Origin of the sequence: Abiotrophia defectiva ATCC 49176 (assembly GCF_000160075.2) — a bacterium.
Classification (GTDB): domain Bacteria; phylum Bacillota; class Bacilli; order Lactobacillales; family Aerococcaceae; genus Abiotrophia; species Abiotrophia defectiva.
Map to the genome: position 1 here is coordinate 976,880 of NZ_KI535340.1, position 16,443 is coordinate 993,322.

Below are 16,443 nucleotides of genomic sequence, written 5' to 3' on the forward strand. Positions count from 1 at the left end.
TAGCTTATTTGCGTTTGGTGAAGTTGACCAGGAAGGGGCGTGTGTTAGCCTGCCAAGCATCGTTTAGATCAATGAGGATGGCGCCAATTAATCGCTCAGCAGAAGCGACATTAGGATAGACGCCAATGACCTTATCCCGCCGTCTGATTTCACGGTTTAAACGTTCGACAGAGTTAGTCGTCCGCAAATTGGGATGGTAAATCTCAGGCTCCATCATAAACAGGACGGCATCTTCAAAGCCCTCATCTAAAACCTTTAAGGCCTTCTGATAGCGAGGATTGTCCGCGACAGTGGCCTCAAAATCTTCCTTAAGCCGCCTTGCATGTTCGGCGGTGGGTGCCTGGAATATGGCCTTCAACTTAGCGCGTGCCTCGAAACTCCCTTTTCTAGGAATGGTCTCGACAATGTTGGACAAGAAATGAAAGACGCAACGTTGCCAAGGGACGCCGACAAAACAGTGCTGGATGGCTGCTCTGAGGCCAGAATGAGCGTCTGAAATAATCAGGGTAGGCTGGCTCAAACCACGGGCTCGCAGGGACTGAAGGAAGGTCAGCCAAGCCTCCTTGCTTTCTTCTTCTGACACCCAAAAGCCGATGATTTCGCGCTTGTTGGCCTCGTTGACGCCTTGAGCTAGGTAGACCGCCTTGGATACCACACGACCCTCTTCACGCACCTTAATGTAAAGGGCATCGAGGTAGAGATAGCGAAAGTGGCTGTGGGTCAGGGTCCGATTTTTGAAAGCTTCAATCTCAGGATCTAGCCGCTTCATAACGTCTGACACAAAGGACTTGGAAACCGTCTCGCCACACAGTTCTTGCACGATTTTAGTGACTTTGCGTGTTGAGACCCCATTGACCACCATTTCCATCATGGAAAGCAGGAAGGCCTGTTCGTTGCGCTGGTAACGTTCAAAGAGTTCGGTTTTGAACTCGCCAGAACGCGTGCGTGGGACTTGTAATTTAAGGGTGCCGATGGATAGCGTCCATTGGCGTTCATAGTAGCCGTTGCGATAATCTTGGCGCTGGTCGGAGCGTTCATGGGGTGCGGCTTGGATGAACTGGTGGCGTTCTTCTTCCATGTAGGCATTAAAGACGGTAATGGCCAGCGACTTCATGAGCGTGTTCATGTCACTGTTTAAAACTGCCTCTGTTAATTCTTCAAGTTTTAGGTTAATATTAAGGTAAGTCATGGTAATCTCCTCTTTCAATGTTTTCCGACAACTACATTGTACCAGAGATTACCTGGCTTTTTCTTTTTACACAATTATAGGGACTTAATCGATAAGTAGCCTGTTGGGTATAGACGGTCAACTCATTCTGATAGACTTCCATGGCAATCAAATCTTGACTAGCCACCATGATTGTCTTGTCATCGACTAGGAGTGGAAGCCGTGTAAGGCCAGAAGAGGCATTTTGATTTTCTTCTAAAAGCTGCAACACTTGCAGGGCCTCAGCGTTAAGCTTAGCCGCTTCCACGGTCACATTGACCGTATCTGGGGCTAGTTGGGGATTTGGCTCAAATCGTATATTCACAGGGACTTCCTCCTAAAACAGCGTCTTCCCCCCTATTATAGACTATGTAAGGCCAGTTTGCGACTGAATTTGCCTAAGATTGGCATCAGAATGAGGAAGAGGAGGCCGAAGCCTAAGAGAATGAGAACTTCCTGGCTAGCGCTAGTTAAGAAACCAACATCCAAGCCGACACCGGTGTGGCGCAAGATTTGTTGTAACATGAAGTCAGGCACTTGCCGGGTCATGGCTTCTTGCGTTGGTGCCAGGAGAATGTGACGGAAGAGGGAGGAGAAGTATGGGGCAGGTGTGACTTGAATGACCCAACGACTTACTTGTGGTAAGAGACCTAGCGGTAAGTAGACGCCAGCGAAGAAGCCAAGGGAAGTGGATAGTAATAACATGACATGGCCGAAGCTGGTCACGCTTCTGACAAAGCCAAAGAGTAAGACATTGAAGCTAGTCCAAACCAGGGCTGACAAGACCATAGAGCCCAAGAGTTGAAGTAATTGCAAACCTGATAGGGTCATGCCCGCTGTGAGGGCATAGTAGGCAAATAATAGGCCTAGGGCAAGGACTTGCATAATCAAACTGATTAGGGCACTGGCTAGGAAGTAGCCAAATTGCATTTGATTATAGCTTAAATCGCTTAAGAGGAAGTCGGCTAGGACGCCTTTTTCTTTATCTTCAACCATTGGGCTAAGACCTGCTGCGCTAGTAGTAGCCCCGACGATGGCTAAGATTCCTCCTAAGAGCCAGTAATCCAAGAAGGTATTAACGCCAGGTAATTGTGGCCATGAAGAAGCCATGTTGTCCTTGAGGAAGGCTAGGTAGAGAATGAAGGTGATGAGGGCACCCAAGAGTGAGAAGAAGACACGACTCTTTTGGATGAAGTAGAGGCGTAGGCAACGAAGTGTGAAGTGTAACATATTAGCGGATCTCCCTTCCGGTTAAATTAATAAAGAGGTCATCGACACTACCGTGATGGTATTCAAAGTGTTTAATGAGTGGGCGGTAACGATCTAAGAGGGGCCAGACGGATTGTTCAGGCTTGAGGTCAACCTTCAAGAGCGGACCATCTAGGCGGACTTGGTAGTCGGGGGCAAGTTCTTGGGCCAAGGCTTGTGGATCTTCAAGATCTAAGCTTAAGGTGTCATAGGCATATTGAGCCTTAAGCTGGCTAACCGTGTCGGCTGCAATCAAGTGACCGTGGTCAATAATGTAGACATAGTCGGCATTTTCTACTTCTTCTAAGTAGTGGGTGGTTAAGAGGATGGTCAGGCCTTGTTCTTGGCGCAGGCGCAAGAGGGCATCCCAGATGACATTCCGTGTCTGAATATCTAAGCCAGTTGAGGGCTCATCCAGAATTAGGAATTTAGGCTGGTGGACCAGGGCGCGAGCGATGTCGACACGACGGCGTTGACCACCGGATAAGGTGCCATAGCTTTGCTTCAAGATTGACTCGAGTTCAAAGACTTGGATCAGGAAGTCCAGCTGACTGGCTTCAAAGTTACGGTAGCATTTGGCCCGACTTAAGAGGTTTTGGCCAACGGTTAGATCTTGGTCTAAAATACTGTCTTGGAAGACCACGCCTAGTTGGCGTTGATAGTCTGAGCGGGAGAGTTGCTGGCCTTGGAAGATAATCGAACCCTCGCTTGGAGACAAGAGGCCTGTTAGCATCTTAATAGTGGTGGATTTACCGGCACCATTGGGACCTAAGAGGGCTACTAATTGACCTTGAGGGATGGATAGGTTGAGTTGCTGTACGACCGTTTTATCGCCGTAACGTTTGGTTAGGTTTTGGGTTTGAATTAACATGGGGGTGTCCTCCTTTACTACAGGCTTATCTTACCATGATGTTTGGTCCTTGCCTTGATAAAAAAGCTAAGTGGTCAAAATTGGGGCTTAAGTGGTAAGAGAGGGGGGCCAAAATGCAAGAAGTGGAAAATGAAGGAGTTTAGGAGGGGGCTATCTGGCAAAAAATACTTAATCAGTCGGCCATTTTTTTTGATTATCTTTTGGATGGCTTGTTTACTTAAAATGATAGCGAACAATCTAATAAAGAGAGCGCTTTTACGGGATATGTGGCTTTCTTTTAACGAGCCAAGTCCAGCCTAATATGTTATAATAGGGTCAAGAAATTTAAAAGGAAGTGCCCTAATGTCTCAATATGATGTGAAGCAAGTGGCTTGCCACCAATGTCAGGCACCAATCGACGTCAAGGTCTATGAAACAATCGATGTCACTGACCAGTCACCGGAACGTGAAGCCATTCTGTCTGGGGAATTTTTCAAAGTAAAATGCCCTGAGTGTGGCTATGAGGGCATGGCGGATTACGGCTTCCTCTATCAAGATTTACAAAAGGGCCTTGTCCTCTTCTACGAACCAGATCCTAGTTTTTTTGAAGAAGATGTGCAAGTATTGAAGGACACCTTCACCCCTGAACAGATGGCTGTCACCACTATCCGGATTGTACACGGCTTGCCTAATCTCTGGGAGAAGATTCAAATTCATGAGGCGGGACTAGATGACCGCATTGTAGAGTTACAAAAATACTTGGTCTTTGCTGGTTTCCACCAACAAATGCCGGACCAGCCTATTAAGCATATTCTTTATCAAGTGGCCAAGGAAGGTAAAGCCCAATTTCTGCTAGGGGATGACCATGAATTGGTCGCGACGGTGGCCTTTGACCAGGGCCAGTATGACCTAACCAAGGACAGTTTTGCCCAGGAGCTAGCCCGCTATGGGGGTGGCTTCTTCATCAATCAGCAATGGGCGGAATGGCTCATGGCTCAACTAGAGCAAGACCAAGACTAGGTGATGGGCATGAATCAACAAAGTTCAGAAACCATGGCGGCCATCAATCGTTTCCGCGATGAACGTCATTGGCGACCTTATCATAATGAGAAGGACTTGGCTATATCGATTGCGATCGAAGCGGCCGAATTGATGGAAATTTATCAATGGCGGACACCTGAGGAAGCTAATAGTCAAGATTTAGAACATATTAAAGAAGAAGTAGCAGATGTTTTAATCTATACTTATATGCTGGCAGATAATTTAGGCCTGGATATTAACGACATTATTGCGGACAAACTGCGTAAGAATGCCATCAAGTACCCAGCTCCGCCAACAGAATTAGATGGAGCTGCTAGTGAGTAGCTTCTTTTATATTTAAAATCACATCTTCGCAGAATGTGGTGGAGTTTTTCATATCTTTTTCATATACGTGGTGTAAACTATGAATTGTAGAAAAGTAATCACTTGTTCTAGTAGAGAACAAGGAAATGTTTGGAGTGAGTGAGTATGTTGAAATTTATGCAAGCAATCCAAGCCCATCGTAACTCACAGGTCCTGGCTTGCCAATTGAATCGTTTGAATCAGGATGCCCAAACACTCACCTATCAGGACATGTGGCTAGCTGTTGACCAATTAGCAGGCTGGTTGCATGAGACCTTGGGCCAGGACCGTTCACCCCTAGTCGTATACGGACATAAGCATCCCTACATGTTGGTTTATTTCTTGGCTTGTCTCAAGTCAGGTCATGCCTACTGTCCCATTGATTTATCCATGCCGCTGGATCGAGTGGCCGCGATTATTGAGAAGTTGGCGTCACCTTTGGTGCTTACGACCGAAGACTTGCCACTCGATTGCCGGCAAGTCACTTTAGCCCAAGCTCAAGCCCTCGTGCAGGCGGGGAGCTATGATGCGCCAGCTGATGACCTGGCGGTTAAGGGTTTTGAGACAGCCTACATTATCTATACCTCTGGCTCTACTGGCCAACCTAAAGGAGTCTGTGTCTCAGCCGAGAACCTGGACAATTTCTTGACTTGGTATCTGCCACTGATTCCAGCCCAGCCAGGAGAGCGCCCTGTATTCATCGGCCAACCACCTTACTCCTTCGACCTGTCGGTCATGAGTGTCTATCCTGCCCTCTGCATGGGTGCTACCTTATACCAATTAGACAAGGGCTTGTTAAGCAATTATGGGGCCTTATTCAATTGCCTCAAGCAGTCGGGCATTTCCACTTGGGTGTCCACACCGTCCTTTGTGGATACTTGTTTGGCCGATCCGCAATTCAATCAAGAACTGCTGCCCCAAGTCAGACGTTTCGCCTTCTGTGGTGAGAAACTTCAGGCTCGTACGGCTCAGGCCCTCTTGGATCGTTTCCCGCTGGCCAAGGTCTATAATTCCTATGGCCCAACTGAATCAACAGTTATGATGACCTGGGTGGATATCGACCAAGCCTTGATAGATGCCTATCCTGACAATTTACCGGTTGGACGTGTCCGTCCTGGTAGTCAGGTCAAATTGCTACCCCTAGAAGAGGCAGAAGAAGGCCAAGGCGAAATCCAAATCATTGGGGATACAGTCGCTCAAGGTTACTATGGTCAACCTGAATTGACCGCTCAGAAATTTGGCCAGGTCGGTGGTCAACCTGCCTATAAGACAGGGGACGTGGGTTACTTTGAAGATGACTTGCTCTTCTGTAATGGACGGATTGACTTCCAGATTAAGTGGCATGGCTACCGGATTGAACTGGAGGACATTGATGCTAACCTAATCAAGCATCCTCAGGTCAGCCAAGCCATCACCCTACCTAAGTACGAAGGCGATACGGTCAGAAGTTTAGTTAGCTTTGTGGTCTATGACCAGGTCATCCAGCAACGTTTCCAAACGGTGCGTGAACTCAAGGCGCATTTGAAGCAAACCCTGCCAGACTACATGATTCCTAAGAAAATCGTCTTTTTGGATAGCCTACCCCTTAATCAAAATGGCAAGGTCGACCGGAAGGCCTTAGGAGGGCTCTTATGACCTACTTTGGTGATGAAAAGTTTGCTCTGATAGCAGCGATTTTCTGCCTAGGCGGATTGCTAATTCGTTGGCGCCAATGGCCAATCAAATATTGGCTGGCCCTAGGCTCCTTGATTATCTATGCGGGTGTCTTCGGCGCAGATCTCCAACATTTGGCAGTCTCGCTTGGCTTTTTGGTCTTTCAGTATGGCTTGATTCAATATCAATTTCGCCACCCTAAGATCAAGTGGCCAGTCTACCTGTCCTTTTTACCTCTGGTTCTGGCCAAGTTACATGAAATTTGGCCACTCTACAGCTTTGGTTTTATCGGCATCTCCTACCTATCATTTAAGGTGGTGCAGATTCTGCTAGAGACTCAGGACGGCCTCATTAAGGAAATGTCCTTGGTCGATTACCTGAGCTTCCTGCTCTTCTTCCCAGTTGTCAGTGCCGGCCCTATTGACCGTTCTAAGCGCTTTGTGGCAGATACGGAGAAAATTCTGGACTGGAAAGACTATTGGGAACTGCTGGGGCTAGGCAGTTATCGCCTGCTACTCGGGGCTGTCTACAAATTTGTCATTGCTGCCGTCATTTTCAAGTGGCTGTCGGCTTTGCAGGTTGGCAATTATTTTTACTATTTGATTAAATACGCCTACGGCTATACCTTCTATTTATTCTTTGACTTTGCTGGATATAGCCTCATGGCAGTAGGACTCAGTAACCTGCTAGGGATTGAGACCCCAATGAACTTTAAGCAACCTTTTTTGGCCATCGATATCAAGGATTTCTGGAATCGTTGGCACATTAGCTTATCCCAATGGCTGCGGGACTTCGTCTTCTCTCGCGTCATGATGAACTTTATTCGTCATAAGCGTTTCAAGACCCGGCTTAATCGGGCCATGGCAGCCTATATGGCCAATATGCTCTTCATGGGCTTTTGGCACGGTTTCTCCTTCCATTATATCCTCTACGGTTGTTACCACGGGGTTTTAATGGCTGGCTTTGAAGCCTATCAGAAGAAATCAAAATTTTATAAGAAATACAAAAACCACTCCCTCTACAAGCTAGTAAGCTGGGCAGTGACTTTGCAATTGGTTGTCTTGGGGATGTTCATCTTCTCCAATAAATTTCCGGAAGTCGTAGGGAAGTGGCTAGGATTTGGACAAGGTTAGGAGTGAGAGTATGGAAGAACAAGTATTAAGCCTCTTAGAAGAATTGTGTGAAGATGAAGTGGTGCGTGAGGATTTGGATATCAATCTCCGTGACGAAGGACTCTTGGATTCCTTAGGTTTCGTTGAAATGCTAGTGCGGATGGAAGAAGTCTTCGGCTTCGCAACGGCACCAACGGAGGTCACCTATGAAGAGATTGATACGCCACGCCGGGTCATGGCTTACGTTAAGAAACGAGTGGCTGCTTTATGATTAAAATGAAGGCCTTAGTCTATGCCATTTGCTTAGCCATTGTCAGCATGATTGGCCTCAATGCTTCCTTGTCCGGGGCCTACCAGGTGCCAGATAACAGTATACGTTACGGCCGGCAAGTGGAGAAAAACCAGAGTAAGGATATTTTGACTCAAAATATGGACGCCCAGACCTTAACAGTCTTCGGTTCCTCGGAGTTGGTCCAAACCTTTAAGGAAAACTTCGACCCTAGCGTGGTCTTCAACTACAAGGACTTTCACCTGATGGAAATTGGCCGTGGGAATTATCGCAATCTTACCTTGGCCTCCATCTTGGGTTCTGTGGGGGATAACCTGCCCCAACAAAAAGCCGTCTTATTGGAATCCCTGCAATGGTTTACCAAAGAAGGAGTACCACCTAACGCCTTACTCTATCGTCTGTCTTTTGAGCATGTTTATAATACCTTAAGTAACCCTAAGGTAACGGAAGAACACAAACGTGCCTTTATTGATCGTTTGCTAGAAGCCTCGACTCAGCATCCCCAAGTGCACGATGCCTTGGCTCGCTATAAGAAGGCCCTGCTAGACGAGCCAGATAATTGGCTAGAGAACCAATGGGCGCGGGCTCATTACCAGCTAGATGTCTTCAAGAACAAGATTCGCTATGCCCTAGCTGACAAGGATCCTCTGCCATTGGCAGGTGATCAGACACCGGACTATGATTGGGATCAACGTTATAAGACCATTGCCCAGCAAGAAGGGGCAGCAGATAAGACCAACAATAATGAATTTCAGGTTGAAAATCATTATTACACCAATGAAATTGGTCAAGATTTAGAGAAGTTTAAGAACAGTGATGTAGGAAAATACGTCACCGATTCACCAGAAATGAAAGACTTGAACATATTCCTCGACATCGCTCAAGACCTGGGCGTGGATGTCCGTGTCGTCCTCCTACCCGTTAATGGTAAGTGGTATGACTACACCGGCTTCCCTAAGGAAGACCGCCGGGCTATCTATGAGGCAGTCAAGCAAGTGCTGGATCAACGTGGGATCAAGTATTATGATTACCAGGATGATGATTACGAGCCTTATGTCATGCAGGATATGTTGCACTTAGGATGGAAAGGATGGACTCGCCTTGAAAAAGATCTTTATGAATATGGTAAGCAAGATTAAATCCTCCAAAATTCTCCAACTCATCTTGTGGATTGCGATTTTCTATGTATTGATTATGATCCTCGTCATCTACGGATTGGCTAAGGATACTGGAGGCGTGCAGCCTTACATTTATAGTAGTTTCTAAGAATGAAGGACTAGGTCGGCTGACCTAGTCCATTTTTTTATGCCTTAATCGTTTGAGTGGTCCTGCCAAGACAAAAAGACTATAATAGAGCTAAGAAAATAAGAAAAGGGGAAGTGCTATGACACATAAAGTAGAACGTGATCTAATTAAGACAGACCTCTTCCAGGCAGTCAATGGGGCCTGGTTAGAGACGGCTGTCATCCCGGATGATAAGCCAACAACGGGCGGTTTTTCGGATTTGGCCGACAAGGTAGAAGCCGACCTGATGAAGGATTTGGCCGACTTGATTGATCAGCCTCAGTCACTGACCAAGATGCAAAAGGAAATGGTGGCTTACTATCAGTTAGCCTTGGATAAGGAAGGGCGTGCTGCTCTAGGTATGAGTCCCTTGCGTCCTTATATCGAGCGCATCCAAGCACTGACCTCAGTAGCTGACCTGACTGAGTGGGCTAAGACCGGTATTTTAGAAGGCCTACCAGGGCCCTTCGGCCTAGGCGTGGTCCAAGATATGGCTGATTCCAATCGCTATGTGGTGCATTTGGGTCGCCCAGGATTGATTTTGCCTGACCGTACCTACTATGAGCCCGACCATGCGCAAGGCCAGCAATTATTGGCAGTCTACCGCCAAGTGGCCTTAGACTTACTGACTTTATTAGGCTTGGATGCTAAGGAAGCAGTAGAACTGGTGACAGCCGGCATGGCCTTTGATGCCCGTCTAGCTCCTTATACCTTATCTAAGGAAGAAGCGGCAGAATATGTGGTCTTCCACAACCCTCGCAAGTTGGATCAAGTGGCGGCTTACTCCGACCAAATCGACTTCAAGGCAGTGCTAGAGTCCGTCTTAGGTGGCTTGCCTGAGACCCTAAACGTGGGCGAACCTAAATTCTTCGAGGCCTTCAAGGAACTAGTAGATCAAGCTGATTTGACTGAGCTTAAGGCCTGGTTGACCTTGCGTCTGGTTACGGGTGCGACCAGCTATCTGTCTGAAGAGGCGCGGGCTATCAGCCATCGTATGACCCAGGCCTTGACCGGTAACCCAGCCATGAGACCTTTTGAAAAATTGGCCTACAGCCATGTCAATCAAGCCTTCGACCAAGTCTTAGGGGACTTCTATGCCCAACGCTACTTTGGCCCTGAAGCCAAGGAAGACGTGACTCAAATGGTCAAGAACATGATTGCCATCTACCAAAAACGCCTAGAAACCAAGGAATGGCTTAGCCCTGCCACTCGCGAAAAGGCCATTCTCAAGCTACAGAAAATGGACCTCTTAGTGGGCTATCCTGACAAGATTCCGCCAGTCTATGAGGAGTTAGTTGTCGGCGACCGCAACTTCTTCCAGGCTTCTATCTTCTTCACCCAAGTAGCAACTCGCTACAACCTCAGCAAGTGGAAGAAGCCAGTAGATCGCGACCTTTGGGAAATTAGTGCCAACACAGTCAACGCTTACTATGATCCATCTAATAACTTAATCTGCTTCCCAGCGGCTATTCTGCAGGCGCCATTCTATAGCCTGCAACAATCAGCTAGCGCCAACTATGGGGGGATTGGGGCCGTGATTGCCCATGAAATTTCCCATGCCTTTGACAATAATGGCGCCCAGTTTGATGAGACCGGTAGCTTGTCTAACTGGTGGACGGAAGAGGACTTGGCTCACTTCAACAGCCTGGCCGATAAGATGATCAAGCTCTGGGATGAGATTCCGTTTGGTGACGGCAAGATTAATGGGACCTTGACCGTCTCTGAAAATATTGCGGATGCGGGCGGTCTAAGCTGTGCCCTTGAAGCAGCTCAAGCTCTGCCGGATGCTGACTTGGAAGACTTCTTCTTCAACTGGGCCCGCGTCTGGTGCCGTAAAGCACGACCAGAGTATATCAACCTGCTCCTCAATATTGACGTTCACTCGCCAGGGGAATTACGGGCCAATATGGCGCCTAAGAACTTGGCAGCCTTCTATGAAACCTTCGGGATTGAGCCCGGCGACGCCATGTATTTGGCACCTGAAGACCGGGTGACTATCTGGTAATCTCAAGCTAATAAGAAAAAGCCCTTGGCGGATGGCATTTGTCCATCAGCCAGAGGGCTTTTTTTAGCCATTAAAGGCATTAACAATAGTGTCGACGTTCTTAATCATAACGGAGATAGAACCGTCAGGATTATTAATAAACTCAATGACTTCAGGGTCATCATAGAGTTCAGTTGGCACCATGAGCTCGATGCCATTAGCCAGCTTAAATTTTTGCTTGGCGTACTTCTTCTCATACTTAGGCACGTTGTTGACTGCAATGTTGGTTGGGACTTCTCGTTTGACTAAGGCCTCACGCGCCGCATCCTGGGCGCCAAGGTTGTCCTTGAAGACCTGGTGGGTGATTTTTTCCGCATTAATGACATGGTCCTCTTCTAGCTGTTGCAGGATAACCTTCTGAGTAGTCGCCAGGGCTTGATAAGGTTCTTGGTCAAATTGCTTGGCGGTATCGGCGACTGCCTTTTTGATTTGCTTGATTTGTTGAGGTGCCGCTTGAGGTGGGACGATTTCCAGAATGCGCTCGGATAGGTAGAGGCAACGCTTGCCTTCAATGACATATTGCTTCTCTAGAATTTGGTAGTCACCAGTAGCCAGGTTAAGTAAGAAGAATTCCGATGGCGTCTGGGTCGGACTAGGGAGAATAGCGTGGTGCATGACCAGCTGATTCACTAATTGCGATTCGGCCGAGAGAAAATGGGTCACCTGACTGGAGTAGTCCAGTCGTATCAGGCCGAAATAGCGCTGTTCATGGTCATCACTAGCCTCGAAGAAGAGATAGTCGGCAGCAGCGATTTCTTCCGCTGGCCCAATCAAATCGAATAGCTTATCGGCTAGGCTAGTGGATTTGTCAATCAGGCTGGTTTGGTCATCCTTGAGACTAGCCCAGAGGGCGCTGTCCGCTTCTAGCTTAGCGCGTTTGGGTTCTGCCTTTTGGACCTTGGTCAGGAGCTTATCCAGGTAGGTCCGAATCAGGGGCGAGGATAAGTCCATGGCTTCCTGGGATAGGAAGAGATTACCAGCATCCTTATCCAGGATGTGGAGAATGGCATGGTGAATGTACATGTTGAGGAATCCTTTCTAGTGAAGAAAAAGGGGGCAGGAGCCCCCTAATATTTGAGATGCTTAGACGCGTTGGCCGACAAAACGGACCATGTCATCAACAACTTGACGGGAAGGGGTAGTCATGACATAGAGACTGTCCCCAAGTAAATCAGCGAAAGCCTGCGGAATGCGGGCGGTCATCTTGATCTGGTCAGCGTATCGCTCCAGAATGTCTTGGTGGCTGGCCACATAAGTATGCTCATCGCGACGGGCTACCGCCAGGCAGTAGCGACCATGGGCTGTCTGCTTTGGCAGTTCTTGGCCTGTCACTAGCTTAGCCCAATAATCGTAGAGGTCAATATCATGGGCATAGTTGTAGATGTCGATACAGAAGCCACCGGCTGGGCGGTTGTTATATTCAATGGCGATAAAGTCATCGTCTGGCGTCCGGAAGAATTCGATATGGAAGAAGCGCTCCTTCATACCGAAGGACTTGATGATGGCATGGCCATATTCACGCAACTTAGGATGGAGTTCCTTCTCAATATAGAAGGCATTGTCCTTACGCTCCAAGACTAATTCCAGTGGTGGATAGTAGTAGGTCAGACCGGTTTCGAAGACAATATTGCCCTCGGCATCAATCAGACCATCAAAAGTCGTCACCGTTGGATAGGAGACAAACTGCTCCAGGAAGTAAGGAGTGGACTCGCCCCAAGTAGCCTTGAATTGGGCCACATCTTCTGGCGTCATCAGTTTGTAGGTAGCGGCAGCCCCCACGCCATTATCGGGTTTAGCAATCAGCGGCAGGCCTAGGTCTTGGACGGCGGCATCGATTTCTGAAGTCTGGCTAACCACACGACCGTCCACGACCGGTACGCCGGCCTTGCGGAAGTATTCCTTCATAACAGACTTGTACTTGGTCTTGGCCAAATCTTGGGGTTTGACGCCAAAGATATTGAACTGCTGACGCAGACCAGCATCCAATTCCAGCCAGTATTCATTGTGGGACTCAATACGGTCGATCGGTCCATATTTGTGGAAGAAGAAGGCGACCGCACGAGTGACTTGGTCCAGGTCTTCCAGATTATCCACTCGGAAATATTCAGTCAGAGTCGCTTTGAGCTCATCGTTGAGTTGGTCATAAGGTTCCTGGCCAATCCCTAGGACATTGACGCCATGTTGACGTAACTTATAGGAAAAGGGCTGGAAGTTAGCAGGGTAGTAGGGAGAAATAACAATATAGTTCATAGGGAATCCATCCTTTCTGCTAGGGTCAGGGGCCTTTAGCCTACCATTCTTCACTTAGGAAACGTAGGCAATCGGGTAGATAGGTTGCCCAGGCTTCTTCACTGTGGGTGGCGTCAGCCGCAATAATCAGTTGGAGTCGGTCCTGGGGCATGCAACCAGCCAGTAATTGTTGATAGTAGCTGAGGGAGGCGTTGATGTAGATTTGTTTCATGTTACCGTGGGTCAGGTCGCGGTCGGTGTCGTCTCCTTCTTGGGTCCCCACTTGGATAAAGATGCGTTGGCTAGGGTCTAGCTTTTGGCGGCTAATGTAGCGGTTGAAGGCTTCCACGGTTAACCAGGAGGCACTAGAGAAGACCCCTAGGTTACCAATTTGGTCCGCGTATTCTAAGCCCATAAATTGGGTGATATTGCCACCCAAGGAAGAGCCGGCCATGGCAGTGTGGCGTTTGTCAGGCTTGGTCCGGTAGTGGCTATCGATAAAAGGCTTGACTACATTCATGATGAAGTCAGCATAATTAAGGCCTTTGCCCCCAAGGCGCATGCCTTCTGGAATGGGTGTATTAGTGAAAGGCCAAGGTGAATATTCGTTGAGGCGGTTTTCGTTATCATTGTCAATCCCGACCACAATCATTTGGGGGATGTCAGGATTCTTCTTGATGGCGGGAATGATTTTCCAGGAGTGGCCACTGAAGGATTCGCGGCTGTAGAAGACATTCTGGCCGTCATGGAAGTAGAGAACAGGGTAGGACTTGTTCTCGTTCTTCTGGTAATCCTTAGGTAGGAGGACCCGAATACGACGAGGCTTGTTGGTGTATGGGACAGTTAGTTCATGGGTATGCATTTCTAGATAAAAATAGGCTGCGTGATGCATGGCAGGGCTCCTTTCTTAGTCCTCCATATTTTAACATGAAGCCAGGGTCTAGGCTAGGAATTTTTGGCCGGGTCAAGCCTTGAGAATATAAAGAAAGTGTGAAGAAGGCTAGAAAGTTCTAGGACGAGGCCAAAACCTAGGCTTATAGGGACTTAATTCTATCCTAAAAGATAGTCAGTCTATGAAAAGTGCCTACTAGTTTTTACTAGGGTAAGCTTCTTATAATAGAGATGTCTTTATCTCTCTATCCCAAGGAAAGGAGTTTATGATGTATCAAGAAACATTTGATTTAGAATCTGTCACGCTCAATGTGATTAATTTGCCCTATATGGTGGCCTTCTATCAGCAGGCTTTAGGGATGGCTATCTTAGAAGAAAGTCCTGAGCGCGTAGGTTTAGGCGTCCAAGGCAGTGACCGGCCCTTGCTCTACCTAGAAGCAGTGGCCGCGCCACAGGAAAGCCAAGCCCGTTACGGACTCTACCATGTAGCCTATCTCTTACCAAGCCGAGAGGACTTAGGGACTTTCCTAGTTCATGCTATCAAGCAGGCCCTGCCACTGATTGGGGCTTCAGACCATGGCTACTCTGAGGCCATTTACCTAGAGGATCCGGAAGGCAATGGCATTGAAGTCTATCGCGATAAGCCAATCAGCCAATGGGAGATTGAGCCTGACGGTCGCATCCCAGGCGTGACCCTAGAAATGGATGGACAAGGCGTCTACGATAGTGCCAAGCCACTTGATGGGCCCTATAAAATGCCTGAAGGCTCTCGCATTGGTCATATTCACCTCAGTGTCCAAGACAGTAAGCGAGCGGCTGTCTGGTGGAACCAAGTGCTAGGCATGGAGACCAAATTCCAGATGTCTTCAGCGGCCTGGATGTCATCTGGGACCTATCACCACCAATTAGCTGCCAACCAATGGGCAGGTAGTCGTCTAGCGCCACAAGAACCAGACCAAGCAGGACTTAAGCATTTTAGTATTGTCGCTAGCTCGCCTCAAGAAGAGGCTGCAATCGTTAGCCGGGCCCAAGATTTGGGAGCCCAAGCCCAAGACCTAGCAGGGGGCTGGCAAGTAACCGATAGCAATGGGATTAGCCTAGTTTTACGGAGTTTGTAAGCTTGTCCATACCTTGGCCTTGCGCTATAATAGTGTAGCGTAAGGAGGTTATGCCATGAAATTTTATTCTTATGACTATATGAAAAGTCGAATCAACTTAACGGACTGGTTACAATTGACTATTTTCGTTGGCTTAGCTATCTTAATTGGCTTGGCCATATGGTTTTACTACCATCGCAACAAGGATTCTAAGTACCAAGAATTAGCCATCATTGGGATTCTCTGCTTCTTTATCTTAGCTGGGACTCGTTGGCAAGATGCGCAAGCCAAGCAAGCAGCCATTAGCCAATATTCAGGAGCTAGTCACTTGATGGAACAGGTGGCTGAAGATTTGGGGACTAAGCCCCAAGCGCTCTACCTCAATACGGAAGCAGCGGCCGACGGAGGTATTATCAAATCCGGTGACCGTTACTATCGGACCATCATCGATAAAGAAGGGCACTATATCCTTGAGGAAATGGCAGTTCAGATGCCTAAGATTGAATTGGTGGAGGTAAAGCCATGACATTAAATTTTTTAGATATCGCCATTAAGCTAGCCTTAGGCTTGTTGGCCCTAGTGGTTGTCATTAATTTGACTGGTAAGGGCAATTTGGCGCCGGCTTCGGCCAGTGACCAGGTCCAAAACTATGTCCTAGGGGGCATTATTGGTGGGGTCATTTATAACCCTGGTATTTCAGTCTTGCAATTTTTGATTATTCTCATGATTTGGCTAGTGTTGGTTCTGAGCTTCAAATGGCTGAAAACCCACAACCAACTTCTTAAGAAGACCATTGATGGGGAACCAACGGACTTGATTAGCCGTGGCGTCATCGATGTGGAGGCGACACGAGCAGCAGGTCTAACAGCTCAAGATTTGGCCTTCAAATTGCGTAGTCAGAATATCTACTCTATCAAGAAGGTTAAACGGGCAGTGATTGAACAAAATGGCAGCCTCAATATTGTGGTTTACGGTGAGGAAAATCCTAAGTATCCTCTAATTACAGACGGACATATTCAATATAAAACCTTGGATTCAATTGATAAGACCGAAGAATGGCTCATGCAAGCTATTGCAGAAGCAGGTCAGGAAGATGTGGCCAAGATTTTCTTGGCAGAATATATTGATGGTAACATCACCATAGTGGAATACTAGG

At 47.7% G+C, this 16,443-nt stretch carries 17 protein-coding genes; 10 read left to right on the forward strand and 7 right to left on the reverse strand.

Annotation, left to right across the window (positions count from 1 at the left end; genetic code table 11):
• Positions 1 to 4: 4 nt before the first annotated feature.
• The 4 genes from GCWU000182_RS04455 to GCWU000182_RS04470 are packed head-to-tail and all read right to left on the reverse strand — an operon-like array spanning position 5 to position 3,326.
• Positions 5 to 1,189, reverse strand: a complete 1,185-nt coding sequence (locus tag GCWU000182_RS04455; RefSeq protein ID WP_023391579.1) for an IS256 family transposase — start codon at positions 1,187 to 1,189, stop codon at positions 5 to 7.
• Positions 1,190 to 1,220: 31 nt separating this feature from the next.
• A complete protein-coding gene (locus tag GCWU000182_RS04460; protein ID WP_023391580.1) occupies positions 1,221 to 1,532 on the reverse strand; it encodes a hypothetical protein in 312 nt (103 codons plus the stop codon).
• A gap of 35 nt (positions 1,533 to 1,567) precedes the next feature.
• A complete protein-coding gene (locus tag GCWU000182_RS04465; RefSeq protein WP_023391581.1) occupies positions 1,568 to 2,437 on the reverse strand; it encodes an ABC transporter permease in 870 nt (289 codons plus the stop codon).
• Position 2,438: 1 nt separating this feature from the next.
• Entirely contained in the window at positions 2,439 to 3,326 is an 888-nt protein-coding gene (locus GCWU000182_RS04470; RefSeq protein ID WP_023391582.1) for an ABC transporter ATP-binding protein, read from the reverse strand.
• 342 nt (positions 3,327 to 3,668) lie between these two features.
• Here GCWU000182_RS04470 and GCWU000182_RS09590 point away from each other — a divergent pair, with 342 nt between their 5' ends.
• The 7 genes from GCWU000182_RS09590 (at position 3,669) to GCWU000182_RS04505 (ending at position 11,031) form a co-directional block, all read left to right on the forward strand.
• The gene (locus GCWU000182_RS09590) at positions 3,669 to 4,325 is read left to right on the forward strand and encodes a CpXC domain-containing protein (RefSeq protein WP_023391584.1); all 657 of its coding nucleotides are present in this window, start codon (positions 3,669 to 3,671) and stop codon (positions 4,323 to 4,325) included.
• Positions 4,326 to 4,334: 9 nt separating this feature from the next.
• Entirely contained in the window at positions 4,335 to 4,670 is a 336-nt protein-coding gene (locus GCWU000182_RS04480) for a nucleotide pyrophosphohydrolase (protein ID WP_035364090.1), read from the forward strand.
• Between the two features lie 144 nt (positions 4,671 to 4,814).
• Complete coding sequence (gene dltA / locus GCWU000182_RS04485; protein ID WP_023391586.1) at positions 4,815 to 6,323, forward strand: D-alanine--poly(phosphoribitol) ligase subunit DltA; 1,509 nt, start codon at positions 4,815 to 4,817, stop codon at positions 6,321 to 6,323.
• A complete protein-coding gene (gene dltB, locus GCWU000182_RS04490) occupies positions 6,320 to 7,474 on the forward strand; it encodes a D-alanyl-lipoteichoic acid biosynthesis protein DltB (protein WP_023391587.1) in 1,155 nt (384 codons plus the stop codon). The genes dltA and dltB overlap by 4 nt, the downstream gene beginning before the upstream one ends.
• 10 nt (positions 7,475 to 7,484) lie before the next feature.
• The gene (gene dltC / locus GCWU000182_RS04495) at positions 7,485 to 7,724 is read left to right on the forward strand and encodes a D-alanine--poly(phosphoribitol) ligase subunit 2 (protein WP_023391588.1); all 240 of its coding nucleotides are present in this window, start codon (positions 7,485 to 7,487) and stop codon (positions 7,722 to 7,724) included.
• The gene (dltD, locus tag GCWU000182_RS04500; RefSeq protein WP_023391589.1) at positions 7,721 to 8,881 is read left to right on the forward strand and encodes a D-alanyl-lipoteichoic acid biosynthesis protein DltD; all 1,161 of its coding nucleotides are present in this window, start codon (positions 7,721 to 7,723) and stop codon (positions 8,879 to 8,881) included. Before dltC ends, dltD begins: the two co-directional genes overlap by 4 nt.
• 245 nt (positions 8,882 to 9,126) lie before the next feature.
• A complete protein-coding gene (locus GCWU000182_RS04505; RefSeq protein WP_023391591.1) occupies positions 9,127 to 11,031 on the forward strand; it encodes a M13 family metallopeptidase in 1,905 nt (634 codons plus the stop codon).
• 63 nt (positions 11,032 to 11,094) lie between these two features.
• On the opposite strand, the gene GCWU000182_RS04510 is transcribed toward GCWU000182_RS04505, so the two are convergent.
• The 3 genes from GCWU000182_RS04510 to GCWU000182_RS04520 are packed head-to-tail and all read right to left on the reverse strand — an operon-like array spanning position 11,095 to position 14,191.
• The gene (locus GCWU000182_RS04510; protein ID WP_023391592.1) at positions 11,095 to 12,093 is read right to left on the reverse strand and encodes a nucleoid-associated protein; all 999 of its coding nucleotides are present in this window, start codon (positions 12,091 to 12,093) and stop codon (positions 11,095 to 11,097) included.
• A 60-nt stretch (positions 12,094 to 12,153) separates the two neighbouring features.
• Entirely contained in the window at positions 12,154 to 13,320 is a 1,167-nt protein-coding gene (locus GCWU000182_RS04515) for an ATP-grasp domain-containing protein (RefSeq protein WP_035364093.1), read from the reverse strand.
• A gap of 40 nt (positions 13,321 to 13,360) precedes the next feature.
• Positions 13,361 to 14,191 (reverse strand): alpha/beta hydrolase, encoded by an 831-nt coding sequence (locus GCWU000182_RS04520; protein ID WP_023391594.1) that lies wholly within the window; start codon positions 14,189 to 14,191, stop codon positions 13,361 to 13,363.
• A gap of 268 nt (positions 14,192 to 14,459) precedes the next feature.
• Here GCWU000182_RS04520 and GCWU000182_RS04525 point away from each other — a divergent pair, with 268 nt between their 5' ends.
• From GCWU000182_RS04525 to GCWU000182_RS04535, 3 genes are read left to right on the forward strand one after another with little or no spacing between them, the layout of a single operon-like run.
• Entirely contained in the window at positions 14,460 to 15,308 is an 849-nt protein-coding gene (locus tag GCWU000182_RS04525; RefSeq protein ID WP_051372924.1) for a VOC family protein, read from the forward strand.
• A 55-nt stretch (positions 15,309 to 15,363) separates the two neighbouring features.
• Positions 15,364 to 15,813 carry a DUF3290 family protein gene (locus GCWU000182_RS04530; RefSeq protein WP_023391596.1) on the forward strand — a complete coding sequence of 150 codons (450 nt, stop codon included), beginning with the start codon at positions 15,364 to 15,366 and terminating at the stop codon, positions 15,811 to 15,813.
• On the forward strand, positions 15,810 to 16,442 hold the full coding sequence (locus tag GCWU000182_RS04535; protein ID WP_023391597.1) for a DUF421 domain-containing protein: 633 nt from the start codon (positions 15,810 to 15,812) through the stop codon (positions 16,440 to 16,442). Before GCWU000182_RS04530 ends, GCWU000182_RS04535 begins: the two co-directional genes overlap by 4 nt.
• Position 16,443: the final 1 nt, after the last annotated feature.

Coding starts and splice junctions, on each gene's coding strand:
- GCWU000182_RS04455 (WP_023391579.1), bottom strand. CDS start 1,189: ATGACTTACCTTAATATTAACCTAAAACTTGAAGAATTAACAGAGGCA.
- GCWU000182_RS04465 (WP_023391581.1), bottom strand. CDS start 2,437: ATGTTACACTTCACACTTCGTTGCCTACGCCTCTACTTCATCCAAAAG.
- GCWU000182_RS04470 (WP_023391582.1), bottom strand. CDS start 3,326: ATGTTAATTCAAACCCAAAACCTAACCAAACGTTACGGCGATAAAACG.
- GCWU000182_RS09590 (WP_023391584.1), top strand. CDS start 3,669: ATGTCTCAATATGATGTGAAGCAAGTGGCTTGCCACCAATGTCAGGCA.
- GCWU000182_RS04480 (WP_035364090.1), top strand. CDS start 4,335: ATGAATCAACAAAGTTCAGAAACCATGGCGGCCATCAATCGTTTCCGC.
- dltA (WP_023391586.1), top strand. CDS start 4,815: ATGTTGAAATTTATGCAAGCAATCCAAGCCCATCGTAACTCACAGGTC.
- dltB (WP_023391587.1), top strand. CDS start 6,320: ATGACCTACTTTGGTGATGAAAAGTTTGCTCTGATAGCAGCGATTTTC.
- dltC (WP_023391588.1), top strand. CDS start 7,485: ATGGAAGAACAAGTATTAAGCCTCTTAGAAGAATTGTGTGAAGATGAA.
- dltD (WP_023391589.1), top strand. CDS start 7,721: ATGATTAAAATGAAGGCCTTAGTCTATGCCATTTGCTTAGCCATTGTC.
- GCWU000182_RS04505 (WP_023391591.1), top strand. CDS start 9,127: ATGACACATAAAGTAGAACGTGATCTAATTAAGACAGACCTCTTCCAG.
- GCWU000182_RS04510 (WP_023391592.1), bottom strand. CDS start 12,093: ATGTACATTCACCATGCCATTCTCCACATCCTGGATAAGGATGCTGGT.
- GCWU000182_RS04515 (WP_035364093.1), bottom strand. CDS start 13,320: ATGAACTATATTGTTATTTCTCCCTACTACCCTGCTAACTTCCAGCCC.
- GCWU000182_RS04520 (WP_023391594.1), bottom strand. CDS start 14,191: ATGCATCACGCAGCCTATTTTTATCTAGAAATGCATACCCATGAACTA.
- GCWU000182_RS04525 (WP_051372924.1), top strand. CDS start 14,460: ATGTATCAAGAAACATTTGATTTAGAATCTGTCACGCTCAATGTGATT.
- GCWU000182_RS04530 (WP_023391596.1), top strand. CDS start 15,364: ATGAAATTTTATTCTTATGACTATATGAAAAGTCGAATCAACTTAACG.
- GCWU000182_RS04535 (WP_023391597.1), top strand. CDS start 15,810: ATGACATTAAATTTTTTAGATATCGCCATTAAGCTAGCCTTAGGCTTG.